This window comes from Arthrobacter sp. KBS0703, from assembly GCF_002008315.2.
GTDB lineage: Bacteria > Actinomycetota > Actinomycetes > Actinomycetales > Micrococcaceae > Arthrobacter.
The window spans coordinates 247,006-265,639 of record NZ_MVDG02000002.1 but is presented as its reverse complement, the minus strand read 5'-3'; the positions used below and the strand labels follow the sequence as shown (position 1 = coordinate 265,639).

Sequence of the window (18,634 nt, the reverse complement as noted above, 5' to 3'; positions counted from 1 at the left end):
GCGAGAAAGTTCAGGCCCAAGGTTCCCGCCCTCGATGGGGCGGTTGCGACAGGCGTGTATGCACGCGTAGCCGGGCCCAGTCGGGGGAGGCGTCGAACGATGTTTTTAGGCGTCGGAGCTAGTGGGCGTGACGTCCATTGACCGCGACCACTGCTCGCCCAGAACTCGTCAAATTCCCCGGCCCTCCCTAGGCTGCGGTCGACGTCCGCGACGGGTTGCCGCAACGGGCCAACGGACTCGGAGCACGATCTTGCCGCCAGGGTTTCGTGGCCAGACTCGTCAAATCGAAACCGCTCGGTCAAAGAACTCTCCCTTGGACAGAACCCCGCCTTAACAGAAGCGGCGAGAGGCGAAGCACCGGCTTTCCACCTTCAGTGGGCTATGCCGCTCCTCCTCGAACCAGCCGTTGAGGTCGCCGGAGTTTCGCCCCTCCCGGCCTGTCGCAGGCGTGCGGTGTTTCCAGGGAGCGCAGCATACTTTCAGGCCGAGCTGGCACGATAGCTCCATGAGTTCCGAAAAATCCCTGCCTCGACGCTCCGTGTTGCTGGGTACAGCTGCGACCACGGTGGGCGGCGCGCTGGGCTTGTCCGCCTGCTCCGTCTCTCCCTCGGGCGGCACCACCGTCCCGCTGGCTCCCGCCCCTTCGGCGCCACCCGGTCGTCCCTTCCGGATCGGGAAGCTCAGCGAGGTTAACGTAGGCGACACCGCCACAGGGAAAGCCAATGTAAGGACCGTTGTTGTCTTCAGACCTGAAGACAACAACGTCGTGGCTTATGACGCAACGTGCACGCACGCCGGCTGCACGGTGGCGCCTGCCGGTATGAACTTCGAATGTCCCTGTCACGGCTCCACTTTCAACGGGTCGGACGGCAGCGTCATCACCGGGCCGGCGCGCCGCCCTCTCCTGCCTTTAACCGCCGCCATCGACGGGGACTGGATCACAGTCATCGCTTGACAATGGATTAAATGGCACGTGGCGCCTCGCTTGGACTGTCGGGTCTGCTCTTTGAGATACCAAGCCCAGATGCGTCTGAGAGCGCCGGAAGGCTCGGTCGGGCCTGCCGCACGGCCCTACAACACGGCCCGGCCTGGGAGGTCCTCACCTTGCGCCCTGGCACGAGCAAACAAACTGTCCACAGCAATACGGAAGCGATATACGCTGTGCAAGCTTGGGAACTCCGCCTGCTGGCCGTGGCGCAAGCTTCCACGGCCGCTCCACTGCCGGTTGACGGAATCTCGCGCTCATGCTGGCAGGGCGTCGAATTCCGCCGTGACGCTGTGGAGCGGGAGGCAGAGCAGCACCCCGGCCCTCCACCCGCCGTCGTAGTACATGGAAAACACGGCGCAATGTTCGGACCCCGCCCGTAATGTGGTCACATGCCTCGTTTTGCGCTTGATATTGAGTCCGTCCCCCGCCCCGTCCGTTCGCAGGAGCTGCTGGATGCCGTGAACCACCGGGTCGTCATTGCCGATGGGGCGATGGGCACCATGCTGCAGGGGCGGGAGCTGTCGCTCGAGGACGACTTCCTGGGGCTGGAAGGCTGCAACGAGATCCTCAATGCCACGCGGCCGGATATCCTCGCGGACATTCATGACGCGTACTTCGCGGTGGGAATCGATGCTGTCGAAACCAATACCTTCGGCGCGAACTGGTCCAACCTTTCCGACTACGGCATCAGCGACCGGATCGAAGAGCTCGCCCGGAAGGGTGCGGAGATCGCCCGGGACCGCGCCGAAGCGGCAGAAAAATCAGACGGACGGATGCGGTGGGTCCTGGGCTCCATGGGGCCGGGCACCAAGCTCCCCAGCCTCGGCCACACCACCTACGACTACCTCAAGCAGACCTTCGCCCTGCAGGCCCAGGGCCTCATCGACGGCGGAGCGGACGCCTTTCTCATCGAGACCAGCCAGGACCTCCTGCAGACCAAAGCCGCGGTCAACGGCTGCAAGCAGGCCATCGTGTCCCGCGGCATCCGGCTCCCGATCTTCGTCGAGGTGACCGTCGAAACCACCGGAACCATGCTGATGGGCTCCGAGATCGGCGCCGCGCTCACCGCCCTCGAGCCGCTCGGCGTCGACGCCATCGGCCTGAACTGCGCCACCGGGCCGGACGAGATGAGCGAGCACCTGCGCCACCTCGCCAGGCAGTCCTCCGTGGCCATCGCCTGCATGCCCAACGCCGGCCTGCCCGTCCTTGGTGCCAACGGCGCGCACTATCCGCTCTCGCCTACCGAACTCGCCACCGCGCACGAGCAGTTCGTGCGCGAATTCGGCCTGGGCCTCGTGGGCGGCTGCTGCGGTACGACGCCGGAACACATGGCCGCCGTCGTCGAGCGTCTTGCGCCCTTCCGCGCCAGCGCCGCCGTCACCAGCGGTGGGCGGGCCGCCGACGGCGGCCGCCTTCCCACCGAGCGTGAAGCAGGCATCGCTTCCCTTTACCATCACGTGAATTTCGACCAGGAGTCTGCGTACCTTGCCATTGGTGAGCGCACCAATGCGAACGGTTCGAAGGCGTTCCGCCAGGCGATGCTGGAAGAGCGCTGGGACGACTGCGTCGACATTGCCCGCGAGCAGGTCCGCGGCGGCGCGCACCTGCTCGACGTGTGCATTGACTACGTGGGTCGCGACGGCGTGGCCGACATCAAGGAGGTCGTGTCACGTTTCGCGTCGGCCTCCACGCTCCCGCTCGTCATCGACTCCACCGAACCGCCCGTGCTGCAGGCCGGGCTCGAACACATCGGCGGGCGCCCGGTGGTCAACTCCGTCAACTACGAGGACGGCGACGGCCCGGACAGCCGCTTCGCGCGCATCATGCCGCTCGTGAAGGAACACGGCACCGCCGTGATCGCCCTGACCATCGACGAACACGGCCAGGCACGCACCACCGAGGGCAAGGTGGCCATCGCGTCGCGCCTCGTCGACGCCCTGGTGGGCGAATGGGGGATGCGCGTCGAAGACATCATCGTCGACGCCTTGACCTTCCCCATCGCCACCGGCCAGGAAGAAACCCGCCGCGACGCCATCGAAACCATCGAGGCCATCCGCCAGATCACCACGAAGTATCCCGGTATCCAAACCACCCTCGGCGTCTCCAACGTGTCCTTCGGCCTGAACCCGGCAGCGCGCATGGCCCTGAACTCGGTGTTCCTGCACGAGGCCGTGCAGGCGGGCCTCACCAGCGGCATCATCGACGCGGCCAAAATCGTGCCGCTCGCTTCACTGCCGGAGGAGCAGCGCAAGGTGGCCCTGGACCTCGTCTGGGACCGCCGCGAATACGACGCCGAGGGCAACCTCACGTACGACCCCTTGGCCAGCATGCTGGACCTGTTCGCCGGCGTCGACACCGCAGCGCTAAAGGACCAGCGCGCCGCGGAACTTGCGGCGCTGCCCACCGGCCAGCGGCTGGAGCGGCGCATCATCGACGGCGAAGGAAAGGGCCTCGAAGAGGACCTGGACCTGGCGCGCGCCGAGGGGATGACCCCGCTCGGCATCATCAACGACTACCTGCTCGAGGGCATGAAGGTTGTGGGCGAGCGTTTCGGCGCCGGCGAGATGCAGCTGCCCTTCGTGCTACAGTCCGCCGAGGTGATGAAGACCGCGGTCGCTCTGCTCGAGCCGCACATGGAGAAATCCGATGCTTCGGGCAAGGGCACCATGGTGATCGCCACCGTGCGCGGCGATGTGCACGACATCGGCAAGAACCTGGTGGACATCATCCTCACCAACAACGGCTACAAGGTGATCAACCTCGGCATCAAGCAGCCGATCTCCGACATCATCGCCGCGGCCGAGGAGCACAACGCAGACGTGATCGGCATGTCCGGCCTGCTCGTGAAGTCCACCGTGGTGATGAAGGAGAACCTTGCCGAGCTGCAGTCACGTGGCCTGGCGAAGAAGTGGCCGATCATCCTCGGCGGCGCAGCCCTGACGCGCGCCTACGTCGAGCAGGACCTCGCGGGACAGTTCGACGGCGAGGTCCGCTACGCCAAGGACGCCTTCGAAGGCCTGTCGCTCATGGAGCCGTTGGTGCAGGTGGCCCGCGGCGCTGACCCCGCAGAGGTGGGCCTGCCCGCGCTGAAGAAGCGGATCCATAAAGGAGGCCCGAAGTTCAAGGTGACCGAGCCGGAGGCTATGCCCGGGCGTTCCGACGTCGCCGTCGACAATCACGTGCCTTCGCCGCCGTTCTGGGGCACCCGTATCGTGCGCGGCGTCTCGCTCCACGACTTCGGTGCTTTCCTCGACGAGCGCGCCACGTTCATGGGGCAGTGGGGGCTCAAGCCCGGCCGCGGCGAGGACGGCGCCTCCTATGAGGAACTGGTGGAACGCGAAGGCCGGCCGCGCCTGCGGTACTGGATGGACCGCATCCTCGGCGAGGGAATGCTCGACGCGTCCGTCGCGTACGGCTACTTCCCGGTGGTTTCCGAGGGGGAACAGGTGGTGGTGCTGCACCACGGGGAGGACCGCGACGGCGTCCTCGGCACCGCGGGCCTGCTCGCCCCCGACGGCGGATCAGGCGGTCCGCTGGGCACCGAGCGGCTGCGTTTCGACTTCCCGCGCCAGCGCCGCGACCGCCACCTGTGCCTCGCCGACTTCGTGCGCTCGCGCGAATCGGGGCAGATAGACGTGCTGCCGGTGCAGCTGGTCACCGCCGGCGGCAATGTCGACGAGGTGACTGCCAAGCTCTTCGCTGGCGACCACTACCGCGACTACTACGAGCTCAACGGCCTGGTCATGCAGCTCACCGAGGCGCTCGCGGAGTTCTGGCATGCACGCATCCGCTCCGAGCTGGGTTTCGCAGCCGAGGAGCCGAAGGACAAGGCCGGCCTGTTCAAGCTCGACTACCGCGGTGCGCGGTTCTCGCTCGGATACCCCGCGTGCCCGGACATGGAGGACCGCCGCAAGGTGGTGGAACTGCTGCATCCCGAGCGGATGGGCGTGGTCCTGAGCGATGAGCTGATGCTGCATCCCGAACAGTCCACCGACGCGTTCGTGTTCCACCACCCGGAGGCCAAGTACTTCAAGGTGTGAGTTGAAGCCGGTCCCTGGCCTGGGCGGACGAAGCCTTCGCGGCTTGCCCGCCCGCGCGGGAGACCGGCTTCACCCGCCGGAGTGCCGCGAGAATGGCCCGCCCCACCACAGCGATTCCGACCACCGTGGTGATGCCACGCAAGGTGTCCCAGCCGGCCGTCGACGTCACCAGCGAGTAGAGCAGGAAGCTGCTGAGGTTGGTGCCCAGCGGCGCGCCGGGCACGTAGGAGATGCCTGTGCCGGCGCCCACCGCGAAGGGCCAGAACCACAGGTTGGTCAGCAGGCCGAACGCATAGGACGCCAGGATGCCGTAGCCGCACAGCATCCACAGTTCGGCTTTCCCCCGCACCCGCCGGGGGAGCAGTCCGGCCCCGGCGCCCACCCACGCGCAGGCGAAGATCTGGAACGGTGTCCACGGCCCGATGCCACCCCACAAGGCGCTGGAGATGGCGATGGTGGCGGCGCCGAGGAGCATGCCGAACCGGGGCCCGAAGGCCCGTCCGGCGAGGATCAGCAGGATGAAGACTGCCTCCACGCCCCCGACGCCGGTGCTGGCCACCCGCACCGCGGAACCTACGGCGGCCAGGACGCCGAGCAACGCCACCGTGTGCGCGGAGCGGACTGAACCGTCCATGGACACGACGACGGCGACGGCGGCGAGCGGCGCAATGGCCAGCGCCGCGTAGGGGAGGGCCGCTGCGGCATCCTCCGGGAGGGCCGCGGCGAGGAGCGGCCAGCAGAATGCTGCGAGGGCCAGAAGGTTTGCGGCCGCAAGAACCGCGAGCTCGACAGCCCGTGGCATCCGGATGCTGCGCTGGCGTTCCGTTGCCGGGCTTTCCGCTCCCTGGGAGTCTGTGCGTTCGATGACCCGTAGCCTTGGTCCGGTGCCCGCCTGACGGGCAAGCGGGAGGGGCGATTCAGGTGCATTGGCGGCCACGGATTCTGGCACGGAAGAGGGCGCGACGCCGTCACGCATCGGGAGGATCCGGGCGCCGAGGCCGTGGGCAAAGTCGAGGTCGTGCGTGGCGATCAGGACGGCCGCACCGGAGTCCGCGGCGGCCCGGAGTGCCGCCGAGACTGCTGTGCGCGCCGCGGGATCCAGTCCGCGGGTGGGCTCATCGATGAGGAGTACCTGGGGGTCGTGCATGGTCTGCAGTGCGATGGCAAGGATCCTGCGCTCTCCTGCGGAGAGGTCCCGGGGATGCTCATGTCCAATGGGGATCCGTACGTCTCCCCGCAAACGGGCCAGTCGTGACGCCGCAGGCATTGGGGGAAGCTCGTCGCTGCGCCGGTCCTGGTGACGCCCGATGCGATCCTGGCGCGCAGAGCGACGCCGCGCGCGCCGGTCTGCCGCGCGAAGCTCTGCTGCGACGGTATCCCTCGTGAAGAGGTCGTCCGAGGCGTCCGGGACAAGGGCGACTCGGCCGCCGTCGACCGTGCCGCCGTCGACCGTTTTTACACCGACTGTTCCTTCACCAACCGTGCCTTCGCCCAGGGCGAGCGCCACAAGGAGGGACGACTTCCCGGCCCCGTTCGGCCCCACCAGGGCCACCACTTCGCCGCGGCGCAGGGTCAGGGATGCATCGCGCACCAGCGGCTTGCCCTTGCGGTGCACCGCGAGATTTGTCGCCGTCAGGACGGCCACCCGCTCCGCCGGCTGCGCCGGCGTTGGATGCGCAACCGCCGGGGAAGCGGACGGCGCAGCACCCGGCACCAGGGCGCTGCCGTCGATGGTCCACCACGAGTCGGCCACGGGCACGAGCGGCTGCGCCCGGTGTTCCGCCACGATGACGCAGACACCGTCGTCGCGGGCGAGGGCGTTGAGCACGGCGATGACGTGTCCGCGTGCTGAGGTGTCAAGGTCCGCCAGGGGCTCATCAACCAGGAGCAGGGCCGGCTGCTCCACCACCGCGGCGGCGATGGCCACGAGCGTTGCCTCACCCGCCGAGAGGGTGCTGACATTCCGGTCCAGCAGCGCCGACACTCCGATATGGTGCGCGATCTCCAGCACCCGGGCTTTGGCGGTCCCGGATGCCATGCCGCGCAGCTCCAGTGCAAGGGAGATTTCGTCCCGAACCCGGGTGCTGGCGAATGCGCCGCGGGGATTCTGCAGGACGACGCCGACGAGGCGTGCGGTATCGCGCGGCGGCGTGGTGGCACGGACGGTTCCGGCGAGACGCACGGTGCCGGAAATCTCTCCGCCGTCAACGTGTGAGAGGAGGCCGGCGATACCTCGCAGGATGGTGGACTTGCCGGAGCCCGTCGGCCCGGTAATGACCGTTATGGACCCGCGAGACGGCGTGAATCCGGCGACCCGCACCTGCGCGTCACCAATGCGGAACTGTGCGTCCCGGACAAGAAGCGGTGCCTCGGTACCGCGGATGGGCTGATGGGCTGCCCGGCTCCCGAAGCCGCGCAGCTCCAGGGCCGCGGCAACCCGGCCGGCGTGCTCGAGGGTGCGCTCGAGCACGGGCACCAGGGCGCGGGGGCCAAAGCGTTCGCCCCGCAACCGAAAGGCCAGGCGTACGGAGGCCACGGCGTCGGAGAGGGCCGGCAGCGCCGCCCAGGCCACCACAAGGGTCCTGGCCAAGCCCTGCAGTGGGCCGCCGCGGGCCAGGTGCACGAAGCCGCGGGCCACGTCCACCCAGGCGTTGAGCAGGCCGAAACCGAGGATCATCCCGGCAATCGGCAGGGCGGACAGGACCGCCTCCCGCAGGCCGGGCGCCGTTACCGGACCGAGCAGGACCACGTGCGCGTACGGGGCAGGCAGCGGCACGGCCGGCAGGTTGAACAGGACCGGCTCACCGATGCCGGCCCCGTTGAAAAGGATGCGGTAGATGACCCGCGCCGCGATGAAGACGGCGGAGAGAGCCGCCGCTGCGCGTAACGGCGCGGGCCGAAAGGTCATGCCGCGGGTGAGGCCGGTGCGCCGTCGACCGTGTAAAGCAGTTCCAGGCTCTCTCCCGGGCTCACCTTCAGGGTGGCGAGGCCTTCCTGCGCGTATGCCCACTTACCGGAGGCCGGCTTGACCCACAGTGACCAGTAGGCAAAGGCGGCGGGCATCTTGCTGCATTCTTCCCGGTACGTGCCGCCCTTGTGGGCGATGTCGAGGTCTGCGGCGGGCACGCCGTTCACTCGGCACACCAGTTCCTTGGGATATTGGGCGGTGCCCTCGGTTTTCACCTTTGCCTCGTCGAGCACCTTGGAAGCGGGCGTCGGCGCGTCCACGGGCACGCAAACGGACGTGTCAGCGGCCGCCTGCTTCAGAGAGCCCGAATCGACGATGACCTTCACGCCGGCGCATGGCTCGGAGGCGGCGCTGGATGAAGCCGTTGCCTCGGACGCCGGGGCAGAGGTAGTCGGCTGGGTGGCGGCGGGCGTGGAACAGGCGGCGAGGGTAAACAGGAGACCTGCGGCGGCGAGGGAGCTCGCGGCGGCAGTGCGGATCTGAGTCAAAGTCACGTGTCAAGGGTAGGGCGTTGTGTGTCCGGATCCGGATGCCGTCGCGTTGTGTGACGTTTAGTCACTCATCTGCGCGGGGCCACTGACGCAAAAAGGGCCGACGACGGCGCTCAGGTGAGTGCCGTCGTCGACCTTTCCGGGGGCGTTACCAGGCTTCCGATGCGGCCATCTTGGCTGCGACCGCATCCTCCGGGGCTTCGTACTGCGCTGCTTCGTGCTGCGCTTTTTCCTGCTGCGCGGCGCCCGACGACGGATGCGCTGCGACTGCCGCGGCGTGCTCGGCCAGCACCCCGGTCTGGTGGCGGATCTTCAGTCGGTAGAGGAGAGTGCCGCCAATGATCACGGCGGCTACGAAGATCACGCCGCCCCACTGCAGGTACCACTCGAACGGCGGCACCGAGTTGTAGATCTCAGACCGGGGCCAGACCAGGTTCACCGTCATGGCCGCGCCCCAGAGGACCGCGAGGATGTTCACCGGCAGACCCCATGTGCCAAGGCTGAATCCGGCTTCGGACTGCTGATCCCGTAGCGGCCATTGCTTCAGGAGCCGCTTCCGCAACAGGGGAACCGTGACCAGGAGGTAGGACAGGTAGATCAGGACGATGCTGATGCTGGACAGGATGGTGAAGATGGCCGGCTGCATGACGTTGACTAGCAGCGGGATGACGGCGATGACACCGATCACGATCGCCGCGACCTTAGGGGTCCTGCGGACCGGATCCACTTTGCTGAGCTGCCGGCTGAACGGCAGGTTGTTGTCCCGGGCCATGGCGAACATCATGCGGATGGCTGCGGCGTGGACGGCCAGGGTGCAGACCACCACGGCCACCACGATGCATGCCAGGAACGCCTTGCCGAAAGGCCCGCCAAGGACGGAGAGCACGATGTGCTGGAGGCCGCCGTCGGCAGCCCCCACCTGCGGGTCGCTCAGGTCCGGTGCGGCCAGGATGCCGAAGAGCAGGATCAGCCCGCCCAGCAGGAATGAGGCGGTGACGGCGCGCAGGATTGCCTTGGGCGCGGTGCGCTTGGGGTCCTTCGTTTCCTCGCCGAGGGAGCTGGCGGTATCGAAGCCGTACATGACGTAGCCCGAAGCCATGGCGCCGATGAGGAAGACGCCGAAGAAGCCGAGGTCGTGGCCCTCGCCGAAGCCGTTGGTTTGGAAAAAGACCTCCGGTCCCCGCACAACATGCCAGCCCAGCGCCAGGATCAGCAGGACGGCCGCGATCAGTTCCACGAAGACGCCGATGCTGTTGATCCTGGTCATCAGCTTCACGCCGAATGCGTTGATGAGGGTGGAGATGGTGATCATGATGGTGGCCAGCACCACGCCGTTCATGGCGAAGTCGTAGGGGCCCGTGCCGTCACCGACGAACTGGAAGCCGGACCAGAGCTGGGGCAGGGTGAGCTGCAGGGCCAGTGCCACGGATCCCAGCGCCATGATGGAGGAGAGCAGGAGCAGCCAGCCGGCCAGCCAGGACGAGGTCCCCGATGAGAGCCGCTTGGCCCAGTTGTAGACCGATCCCGCCACGGGGTAGCGGCCGGCCAGCTCGGCAAAGCACAGCGCCACCATCAGCTGGCCAACGAACACAATGGGCCAGGACCAGGCGTATGCGGGGCCGGCCATGGAAAAACCGAAGTAGAACAGTTGAAAGACACCGGTGAGGATGGAGATGTAGCTCACGCCTGCGGCGAAGCTGGCAAACTTGCCGATGCTCCGGTCCAGGGTCTGGGTGTAGCCGAATTCGTCCATGCCGCTTGAATCAATACTCTTGCTGGGTTCCATGTGAACTCCTATGTCAGAAAAGTACGACGTCAGAAAAGTACGCTCGATGCAACCCGCGGCCGCCATTGGATGCGGGTGAAATCAGTAGCCTCCGGAACTTGCCTCTCAGGCGAAGGACGGGCTGAGCTCCACCTCTTTCTTGACAGCGCCGCCGGCGTGGCTGGCGCGGATGAGGTCGGCCCGGATCAAATCAGCGCAGCGCTCGCCGATCATCATGACGGTGATGTTGGGGTTGACGGTGACGTGCTCGGGCATGACGGACGCGTCGGCGACGCGGAGGCCGGTGACGCCCTTGACCCGCAGCTCGGGATCCAGCGGTGACATGTCGTCGTCGGCCGGGCCCAGGCGGACCGTGCCCACCGGGTGGTACACGGTGTTGTGGGTCTTGCGGATGTAGTCCCGCAGCTCCTCGTCCGTCTGCGCTTCGACGCCGGGCGAGAGCTCGCGGCCGGTCCATTCGGCCATGGCGGGCTGGGCTGCGATTTCGCGGGCCTTGCGGATGCCGGCCACCATGACGCGCATGTCGTGGCCTTCGGGATCCGTGAAGTAGCGCGGATCCACCATGGGTTTGTCGCGGAAGTCGCGACTGCGCAGCCTCACGGTGCCCCGGGAGCGGGCGTGCGTGACGTTCGGGGTGAGGGAGAAGCCGTTCTCGGTGGTGGGGTAGCCGTGCCGCAGGGTGTTCATGTCGAACGGGACGGAACCGTAGTGCATCATCAGGTCCGGGCGGTCCAGGCCCTCCTCCGTGGGGGTGAAGATGCCGATCTCCCACCACTGGGTAGAGGTCTGCACCATGGGCTGCCTGGCCTCGAACTGGACCACGCCTTCGGGGTGGTCCTGCAGGTTTTCGCCCACGCCGGGTGAGTCCACCAGCACCTCGATGCCGTGCGCAGCGAGGTGGGCTGCCGGGCCGATGCCGGAGAGCATCAGGAGCTTGGGGGAGTCGATGGCGCCGGTGGACAGGACCACCTCGCGGCGGGCGGAGAGCCGGTGGGTCCGGCCGAATGCGGAGTCCACCACGTCCACGCCGGTGCAGCGCTTGTCTGCGTCGAACACCAGCTGGCGGGCGCGGAGGCCGGTGAGCAGGGTGAAGTTGGGGCGTTCGATGATGGGGTGGATGTAGGAGACGGAGCTGGAGGCCCGGGTGCCGTCCGCGCGGCGGTTGATCTGGAAGAAGTTCGCGCCGTTGACCACGGTGGTGCCGGTGTTGAACTTTGCACGGGGAATGCCCGTCTGTTCGCAGGCGTCCAGGAGGGCGACGCCGGCAGGATCAGCCGGGGGCACGTTCATCAGGTGCACGGGTCCTGAGTCCCCGTGGTGGGGTGCGTCAGGCCCGGCGTCCTCGTTGGTTTCCAACCGCTTGTAGAGGGGCCAGGCGGCGTCGGCGTTCCAGCCGGTGGCACCGTACTTGGACTCCCACTCGTTCAGGTCCTCGCGGGGTGCCCAGAAGGCGATGCAGGAGTTGTGGCTGGAGCAGCCGCCCATCACCTTGGCCCGGGCGTGGCGCATGAAGGAGTTGCCGTTTTCCTGCGGTTCTACCGGGTAGTCCCAGTCGTAGCCGGATTCGAGCAGCTCCATCCAACGGTCCAGCTGCAGGATTTCGGGCAGGTTGCGGTCATCCGGGCCAGCCTCCACGAGGGCCACGGTCACGTCCGGGTCCTCACTCAGCCGGGCGGCGACGGCAGCACCGGCGGATCCGCCGCCGATGACGACGTAGTCGAATCCGCGGTCGGTGAGGTTGTCTATATTGTCGATGTGCATCTAGTTCTCCTTGCCGTGGTCGGCGAACCAACCGGTTACCTCGGGGCTGGTGTTCTGGTAGATGTGCTTGGCTTCCTGGTACTCCGCCAGGCCCGTGGGGCCCAGCTCGCGGCCCACGCCGGACTGGCCGAAGCCGCCCCACTCGGCCTGCGGGAGGTAGGGATGGTAGTCGTTGATCCATACCGTGCCGTGCCGCAGCCGGGATGCCACGCGCTGCGCCTTCCCGGCATCCTGGGTCCAGACCGCGCCGGCCAGGCCGTAGATGGTGTCGTTGGCGGTAGCCACCGCTTCGTCCTCGGTGCGGAACGTTTCCACCGTCACCACCGGGCCGAACGCCTCGTCCACGACCACGGACATTCCTCTTTCCACCCGGTCCAGGACGGTCGGCTGGTAGTAGAACCCGCCGTCGTACTTTTCCCCCTGCGGCGCCGCGCCGCCGGTCCGCAGCCGCGCACCCTCCTGGATGCCGCGCTGGACATAGGCGTGGACCTTGTCGCGGTGGGCTTCGGAAATCAGCGGCCCGGTTTCGGCGGCGTCGTCAAAGGGACCGCCGAGCCGGATGGCCCGGGCGCGGCGGACCAGCTCGTCCACGAAACGTTCGGCGATCGATTCCTCCACCACCAGCCGCGCCCCCGCGGAGCAGACCTGTCCGGAGTGGACGAACGCGCCGTTGAGGGCATTGTCCACGGCGGCGTCGAAGTCCGCGTCCGCGAACACCACGTTGGGATTCTTCCCGCCCAGCTCCAGTGCCACCTTCTTGACGGTGCCGGCGGCGGCCGCCGCGATGCGCTTGCCGGTCTCCAGCCCGCCCGTGAAGGAGACGAAGTCGACGGCGGGGTGTTCCGAGAGCGGTGCGCCCGCCTCCGCGCCGGCGCCGGTCACGAGGTTGGCGACGCCGTCCGGCAGGCCGAGGTCCTGCAGCAGCTGCATGGCCAGGATGGCCGTGGACGGGGTCAGCTCGGAGGGCTTGAGGACGAAGGTGCACCCGGCGGCGAGGGCGGGCGCGATCTTCCACGCCGCCTGGAGCAGTGGGTAGTTCCACGGCGTGATCAGGCCGCAGACGCCCACGGGTTCGTAGACGACTTTGCTGACGACGGCGGGGTTCCCGGCGTCGACCATGCGGCCCGCCTGCTGCCCGGCGAGCCTGCCGAAGTACTCGAAGCAGGCAGCAATGTCGTCCATGTCGATCCGGCTTTCGACCAAGCGCTTGCCGGTGTCCAACGACTCGGCGCGGGCGAACTCCTCCCGGCGCTCGCGCAGGCCGGCGGCGACTTTCAGCAGGAAGGTGCCGCGTTCCGGGGCCGGGACGTTGGACCAGGTTCCGGAGTCGAAGGCTGCACGGGCTGCGGCAATGGCGCGTTCCGCGTCCTCCCGGCCTGCCTCGGATACCGTGGCCACCAGTTCGCCGTCGGCGGGGTTGCGGATTTCGCGGACAGCGCCGGAGGCGGCCGGCTCCCATGCACCGTTGATGAACAGGCTGGATGCTGTTTCAGTTTTTGTGGTTTGGGTGACGTCCCGAAGGGGTGTGGCGTAAGTCATATGAGGGACAGTAATGCACATTGAACGACTGTTCAATAGTTTTCTTGAACAGTCGTTCAATGATACGTGGCGGGCTTACTCCTGAAACGGCGCGAAGGCGATTTGCTCCGTGCGGGCAATGCTTCTCTGGATGGCGGCCTCATCAACGCCGAGAAGCGCCGTCAGCCACATGCCGTTTTGGATGACGACAATGTCAGCCGCCCGGTCCCTGCAAGCCTCCCAGGAAAGATCGGGTTGGGCGTTGGAAACCAGCGCAGCGAGGCCGTCGAGATAGCGGTCGAAGGCCTCGGCGTTGATCTGTGCATAGCCCTCGTCCGCTTGGGCGAGGGCCCAAAGGTGCAGGCGCAGGGACAGGTAGCGGGTGGTCAGCAGATCGGCGGCTGCCACTCGCCGCAGGGCCTGGCGCAGTTGTTCCTCCGGAGTGGACGACGGGTCGGGCGCCACCAGAAGAAGGTCATGCTCGTCGACCCGGCGCAGGGCTGCCCGTATCAGGGTCGTCTTGTCGTCGTAGTAGTAGTTCACCAGGCCGAGCGCGACGCCGGCTTCGCGGGCCACGGCCCGCATGCTCACACCCGAAATGCCATGGCGGGACAGCAGATCCAGCGCCGCCTCGAGAATGCGCGACTGCCTGTCCATCTGTTCGCCAGTGTTCACGGCATTCGTCCCCATCTGGCCAGACTATTGCCTAACCCGTAACGAGTGCATTTTCCGGGGCCGCATGACCTCGCGGCACCGGTTCAAGACCGCCCTTCGGCCCTAGCGGGATGACGCTGGAAGGCCTATCTTTGACCTGCCATAGCCCGAGGGAAAGGAACGACGATGTTCACCTTGCAGATCAGCTATCCAGTCCGGGACTACGAGGCTTTCAAGAAAGTATTCGACTCCGATCCTGCAGGCCGCGCGGCCTCGGGCGCCAGGCTTGTCCGCCTGTTCCGGGATACCGAGGACCGGGACAGCGTGGCCGTGCTCCTTGACTTCGACACCAAGGATGCTGCGAACGCCTTTCTGGAACGGCTCCGCAGCGAGGTGTGGGACAAGCCGGAGGTGGTGGGGCAGTTGATGACGGCGGCGCCCACAGCCAGGATTCTGGAGGAGACGGCCCGCGAGGGCCAGGGCGCAGGCTGACCGCCGAGAATCCGGTGGTCGGCGCTGTAGGGGAGCAGCGCTAGCCGCAAACGGACGACGGCGGGAGGTCCCGGCGTCGTCCGTTCCTGCGGGTGTTGGCGGTCAGGATGTTGACCGCGTGTCGAACGCCGCCGCCGATTCCCGTAGGAGGCGCGCGACTGTGTCCACGGGCGTGCCGGCTGACCGTCGCCGGTCGAACCGTCGCAGGACGATGCGCCGCGTGCCCAGTCCGGGGACGTCGAGGACGTCCACCCCGTCATGGTTGATGCCGCTCAACGCCAAGGTCGGCACGATGGCGACACCCTCGCCCGCCGCGACGAGTGCGAGAGCGGTCAGTGTGTCCTGGTACTGATGCACGGTCTCCATCGGGGCGCCCGTTGACTGACGGAGCCGGCCTACGACCGAAGCGTTGGCGGCTGAGGAGTCGACGCCGATCCACGGAAGTGGCAGGCGGCCAAGGTCGACGTTCTCGGTGGTCAGCAGGGCACCGGCGGGAACCACCAGTTTCCAGGGCTCGTCCAGTAGGGGTTCCTCGATCATTCCGGCGGACAGTGAACGTGGCCCCGCCGTCGTCGAGTCGAGCTCGACCACAACGGCGTCGAGCGCGCGCTGCCGGAGCAGCCGCATCAAGGCAGGGAAGTCGTCCTCAACGATCCGGATCTGTAGCTGCGGGTACCGGATGCGCCACCCGGGCAGGCGCGGGATCACCACCGTGCGAATAAAGCTGGTGAATCCGCCCACGCGCACCACCCCTGCGACCTTGGCCCCGCCTTCCATTCGGGCGCGGGCGACGCTGAGTGCGCGTTCGATCTCCTCGCCCGCTTCTGCTACCGCCAGGCCTGCGGGTGTCAAAACCGAGCCTTTGGGTGTGCGCACCACCAGCGCGTGCCCCGTCTCGTCCTCCAATTTATTGAGCTGCTGGGACACGGCCGACGGCGTAATCCCTAGTTCGTCAGCCGCGGCGAGCACTCCGCCCGTGCGGGCAACCGCAAGAAGAACTCGCAGTCGGCGCGGATCTATATCCATGTTAAGCAGTTCTAAACCCTATCTACAGCGGAATGCAATTGATCTACAGACTCGTTCGTCCTCATAATTGCTGTAAATGTGCAAGCAAGGGATGCAGGCTGGACCGTCCGGCGAATGAGGGCCCGGCCCGACCGCTGAGAAAACGGTGTTCCGGCAATGCCTGATCCCTACGGCAATGGAGCCGCTTCCCAAACAAAACACATAGCCCGCCATCTCCACTCCGTCCGGCGAATGGCAGCCGGGCATACCTCTGAAAGGACAAGATGGAACTGCTGTTTGAAATTTCCGGCTGGGCAGGCGCGGTTGCGATACTCAGTGCGTACCTGGCTGTTTCCATGGGGTGGCTGAAGGCTGGCAAGGGCTTCCAGACCGCGAATCTGTTGGGGGCTTGTGCCTTCATTGTCAATGGTGCATTCCACGAAGCGTGGCCGTCTGTGGTCACCAATATCGCCTGGTTCCTCATTTCGGCGGTAGCGCTTCTTCGCCTGCGCTCCAGGCAGGGGTCGCCGGTGGCCGCTAGTGAGGCCCCGTCGGTGCAATTTCCTGGCGTCCCTGACACAACCGGCCAACTGACCATCGTTGAAGCGCCTCGAGCGGCCAGTTTTACTTAAGCCGACGCAGCTTAGGCGGACGACGGCGGGAGGTCCGCCGTCGTCCGCTTGTCCTGCCTGCGAAATCAGTGGCCGTGGACCAGCCCGTCAGTTTCGGCGTTCACAGGTAGCTCTTTACGCTCGCGCGGAGTGCTTCCGTGTGCTCGTAGATCTCTTCCAACGAGCTAATGGGCACGCGAGTCTCTTCTTTGTTGTCGTCGAATATTCCGATGTATTTCTGATGACTGCGGTTGAAGTGCAGGCGCGCGATCGGCTTGCGGTTGTTGTCATCCAGCAGCACCGCAAAATAGGACTTGGCATCCCTCTGCACCACACGAGCCGGTTTCACCTCGCTGCAGACGATGGCCCGCACGATCTGGTATCCCTCGATTTCCTCGAGCGTTGTTTCCAAACCGTCGGCCTCGGCCAGGTCTGCTTCAGCCACAGGTGCACTGGTGACACTGGCGGCCACGGTTGCGTCCTCATTCTGCGGGAAACTCGGAGCACCCAGCGCTTTCTTCAGGCGCTCGTTAACCTGGTCATTCAGGAACTGCTTGGACGCCTTGGTTACCAACGCCGTGAACTGCTCCCGTACTTTCTGCGTGTAGGGGCCCGGATACACGCGACCGGTCAGGAACTTGACCCACTCGTCCTCCGGCTCCTTGAACTGTGCAGCCAGTGTCCTTTTGAGTTCGCCAATGTATTTCAATTCACCGGCGGCGCTGATGATCGAGTCGAGATCAAAAACGTCCTTGGAAAGTTTTTGCAGTTCCGGTATCAGAGACTCGTCGATATCGGTCAAATCCAGCACCAGGAACGGCTTGGCGTCCATGCGGTTTGGCGCATCGAGGTCAGTGAAGAACTGGTACACCTCGCCGTTGGTGAGAATTGCGATCCTGGCGTTGGTCACGGCAAAGTACCGGAAAAGCTGGGATGCATGCTCGATTTTCACTGGCTCAGTGGACTTTTTGCATTCAATCAGGATCTGCACCTCGCCGTGCTTGACGATGGCGTAGTCGATCTTCTCGCCCTTCTTGAGGCCTACGTCCGCGATGAACTCTGGAACGACTTCCAGCGGATTGAAGACGTCATAGCCCAGGATTGTGGAAATGAATGGCATGACGAAGGCATTCTTTGTTGCCTCTTCGGTTTGAATCACACCTCGCTGTTGGCGCACCTTTGCTGCCAAAGCTGAGAGTTTTTCTGCAAACTCCATTTGCCCCCCTAAGAATTGATGGTGCTGCCAACCGTAGCGCAGCGACAAGCCAAATTGATGCTGCCACCGTCCCCACGCCCGCCACCGCGGCTCAGCTCGGCGATCTGAACTATATTCGGACAAGGAAAGGACCGGACTCATCGCAGAAACGGGTAAGGCGGATCTCTGAATGGCGGGAATGCCACCAGCTACAGTGGAGGTGAGCGACACCGTCGTCCATCGCCTAGTCCGGGACCAGCGGCCCGACCTCGGCGATCGTCCTTTGGCGCGGGTGGCGAATGGCTGGGACAACGCGACCTTCCGGCTCGGCGACGACCTGGCCGTGAGGCTGCCGCGCAGGCCGAAGGCCGTTTCGCTGATACTGCATGAACAGCACTACCTTCCCGACATCGCCCGCCGTTCCCCGGTTGCGGTTCCTGTGCCCGTCCATGCCGGCCGGCCGACGTCGCACTTTCCTTGGCCGTGGAGCATCGTGCGGTGGGTACCCGGAGCCGCAGCGGCCGAAGTCGCCCCGGCACACCGCGGGCCGGCCGCTGAAGGCCTGGCCCTTTTCCTCCGGTCCCTCCACGTGCCTGCCGAAACCGGCGTCCCGGTGAATCCTTTCCGCGGCGTGCCGCTGATGGACCGTGCCGCTACGGTGGCGGAACGGCTCGGGGACCGCGAACGCTACCCGCAGGCAGCAGCGCTGCGGGCGGTGTGGGCGCAGACCTGTGCCGCTAAACCCTGGAATGGTCCGGCGATGATGCTCCACGGGGACCTTCACCCGGGCAATATCCTGCTGGCGGACGACGGCGGGTTGGCCGGCGTCATCGATTTCGGCGACGTTGGGGCAGGGGACCCGGCCGTTGATCTTGCGGTGGGGTGGCTGATGTTCGACGGCGGCGCCCGCCACCGCTTCATGGGCGCCTATGGCCCCGCAGTGGAGAGGGACACCTGGATAAGGGCCCGGGGATGGGCTCTAGTCTTGTCCACCGCCATGCTGAGCAACTCCGATGACAATCCGCGGATGTTCACCGTGGGAGAGTTCGGGATCAGGCAGATTTTGGAAGGCTGACATTGCAACTCTGATGCCGGCTAAATTGTCAGTGCCTGCTGCCATGCTGT

Annotated in this window: 13 protein-coding genes; 5 read left to right on the top strand and 8 right to left on the bottom strand. The window is 66.2% G+C overall.

The features are described 5' to 3' along the window. The first annotated feature begins 505 nt into the window (after nt 1-505). Both B1A87_RS25130 and metH read left to right on the top strand, forming a co-directional pair. Nucleotides 506-955: a Rieske (2Fe-2S) protein gene (locus B1A87_RS25130; protein ID WP_078029635.1), complete on the top strand. Its 450-nt coding sequence runs from the start codon at nt 506-508 to the stop codon at nt 953-955. A 422-nt stretch (nt 956-1,377) separates the two neighbouring features. Continuing rightward, nucleotides 1,378-5,028 (top strand): methionine synthase, encoded by a 3,651-nt coding sequence (gene metH / locus B1A87_RS21745; RefSeq protein ID WP_078029636.1) that lies wholly within the window; start codon nt 1,378-1,380, stop codon nt 5,026-5,028. On the opposite strand, the gene B1A87_RS21740 is transcribed toward metH, so the two are convergent. From B1A87_RS21740 to B1A87_RS21715, 6 genes are all read right to left on the bottom strand, one after another. Next, entirely contained in the window at nt 5,018-7,936 is a 2,919-nt protein-coding gene (locus tag B1A87_RS21740; protein WP_144275928.1) for an ATP-binding cassette domain-containing protein, read from the bottom strand. The two genes, metH and B1A87_RS21740, sit on opposite strands and share 11 nt — an antisense overlap. Then, complete coding sequence (locus B1A87_RS21735) at nt 7,933-8,490, bottom strand: hypothetical protein (RefSeq protein WP_078029637.1); 558 nt, start codon at nt 8,488-8,490, stop codon at nt 7,933-7,935. Before B1A87_RS21735 ends, B1A87_RS21740 begins: the two co-directional genes overlap by 4 nt. Nucleotides 8,491-8,635: 145 nt before the next feature. Next, nucleotides 8,636-10,273: an APC family permease gene (locus B1A87_RS21730; RefSeq protein WP_078029638.1), complete on the bottom strand. Its 1,638-nt coding sequence runs from the start codon at nt 10,271-10,273 to the stop codon at nt 8,636-8,638. A 105-nt stretch (nt 10,274-10,378) separates the two neighbouring features. Then, the gene (locus tag B1A87_RS21725; RefSeq protein WP_078029639.1) at nt 10,379-12,034 is read right to left on the bottom strand and encodes a GMC family oxidoreductase; all 1,656 of its coding nucleotides are present in this window, start codon (nt 12,032-12,034) and stop codon (nt 10,379-10,381) included. Beyond that, on the bottom strand, nt 12,035-13,573 hold the full coding sequence (locus tag B1A87_RS21720) for an aldehyde dehydrogenase family protein (protein ID WP_078029640.1): 1,539 nt from the start codon (nt 13,571-13,573) through the stop codon (nt 12,035-12,037). A gap of 75 nt (nt 13,574-13,648) precedes the next feature. Beyond that, nucleotides 13,649-14,242 carry a TetR/AcrR family transcriptional regulator gene (locus tag B1A87_RS21715; protein WP_078029641.1) on the bottom strand — a complete coding sequence of 198 codons (594 nt, stop codon included), beginning with the start codon at nt 14,240-14,242 and terminating at the stop codon, nt 13,649-13,651. A 150-nt stretch (nt 14,243-14,392) separates the two neighbouring features. Here B1A87_RS21715 and B1A87_RS21710 point away from each other — a divergent pair, with 150 nt between their 5' ends. After that, entirely contained in the window at nt 14,393-14,698 is a 306-nt protein-coding gene (locus tag B1A87_RS21710) for a hypothetical protein (protein ID WP_078029642.1), read from the top strand. Between the two features lie 102 nt (nt 14,699-14,800). Here B1A87_RS21710 and B1A87_RS21705 read toward each other — a convergent pair whose 3' ends face one another. Then, a complete protein-coding gene (locus B1A87_RS21705; RefSeq protein ID WP_078029643.1) occupies nt 14,801-15,724 on the bottom strand; it encodes a LysR family transcriptional regulator in 924 nt (307 codons plus the stop codon). 263 nt (nt 15,725-15,987) lie between these two features. Between B1A87_RS21705 and B1A87_RS21700 the strand changes: the two genes are divergently transcribed. After that, the gene (locus tag B1A87_RS21700; RefSeq protein ID WP_078029644.1) at nt 15,988-16,335 is read left to right on the top strand and encodes a YgjV family protein; all 348 of its coding nucleotides are present in this window, start codon (nt 15,988-15,990) and stop codon (nt 16,333-16,335) included. A gap of 100 nt (nt 16,336-16,435) precedes the next feature. On the opposite strand, the gene B1A87_RS21695 is transcribed toward B1A87_RS21700, so the two are convergent. Continuing rightward, the gene (locus tag B1A87_RS21695) at nt 16,436-17,530 is read right to left on the bottom strand and encodes a type I restriction endonuclease (RefSeq protein ID WP_078029645.1); all 1,095 of its coding nucleotides are present in this window, start codon (nt 17,528-17,530) and stop codon (nt 16,436-16,438) included. 178 nt (nt 17,531-17,708) lie between these two features. On the opposite strand from B1A87_RS21695, the gene B1A87_RS21690 reads away from it, so the two are divergent. Further along, a complete protein-coding gene (locus B1A87_RS21690) occupies nt 17,709-18,584 on the top strand; it encodes an aminoglycoside phosphotransferase family protein (protein WP_260681111.1) in 876 nt (291 codons plus the stop codon). The last annotated feature ends 50 nt before the right edge of the window (nt 18,585-18,634 follow it).

What these genes read in the sequence shown, in the direction of transcription:
- B1A87_RS21720 (WP_078029640.1), bottom strand. Translation starts at nt 13,573, where the DNA reads ATGACTTACGCCACACCCCTTCGGGACGTCACCCAAACCACAAAAACT.
- B1A87_RS21705 (WP_078029643.1), bottom strand. Translation starts at nt 15,724, where the DNA reads ATGGATATAGATCCGCGCCGACTGCGAGTTCTTCTTGCGGTTGCCCGC.
- B1A87_RS21700 (WP_078029644.1), top strand. Translation starts at nt 15,988, where the DNA reads ATGGAACTGCTGTTTGAAATTTCCGGCTGGGCAGGCGCGGTTGCGATA.
- metH (WP_078029636.1), top strand. Translation starts at nt 1,378, where the DNA reads ATGCCTCGTTTTGCGCTTGATATTGAGTCCGTCCCCCGCCCCGTCCGT.
- B1A87_RS21690 (WP_260681111.1), top strand. Translation starts at nt 17,709, where the DNA reads ATGCCACCAGCTACAGTGGAGGTGAGCGACACCGTCGTCCATCGCCTA.
- B1A87_RS21710 (WP_078029642.1), top strand. Translation starts at nt 14,393, where the DNA reads ATGTTCACCTTGCAGATCAGCTATCCAGTCCGGGACTACGAGGCTTTC.
- B1A87_RS21740 (WP_144275928.1), bottom strand. Translation starts at nt 7,936, where the DNA reads ATGACCTTTCGGCCCGCGCCGTTACGCGCAGCGGCGGCTCTCTCCGCC.
- B1A87_RS21715 (WP_078029641.1), bottom strand. Translation starts at nt 14,242, where the DNA reads ATGGGGACGAATGCCGTGAACACTGGCGAACAGATGGACAGGCAGTCG.
- B1A87_RS25130 (WP_078029635.1), top strand. Translation starts at nt 506, where the DNA reads ATGAGTTCCGAAAAATCCCTGCCTCGACGCTCCGTGTTGCTGGGTACA.
- B1A87_RS21695 (WP_078029645.1), bottom strand. Translation starts at nt 17,530, where the DNA reads ATGGAGTTTGCAGAAAAACTCTCAGCTTTGGCAGCAAAGGTGCGCCAA.
- B1A87_RS21725 (WP_078029639.1), bottom strand. Translation starts at nt 12,034, where the DNA reads ATGCACATCGACAATATAGACAACCTCACCGACCGCGGATTCGACTAC.
- B1A87_RS21730 (WP_078029638.1), bottom strand. Translation starts at nt 10,273, where the DNA reads ATGGAACCCAGCAAGAGTATTGATTCAAGCGGCATGGACGAATTCGGC.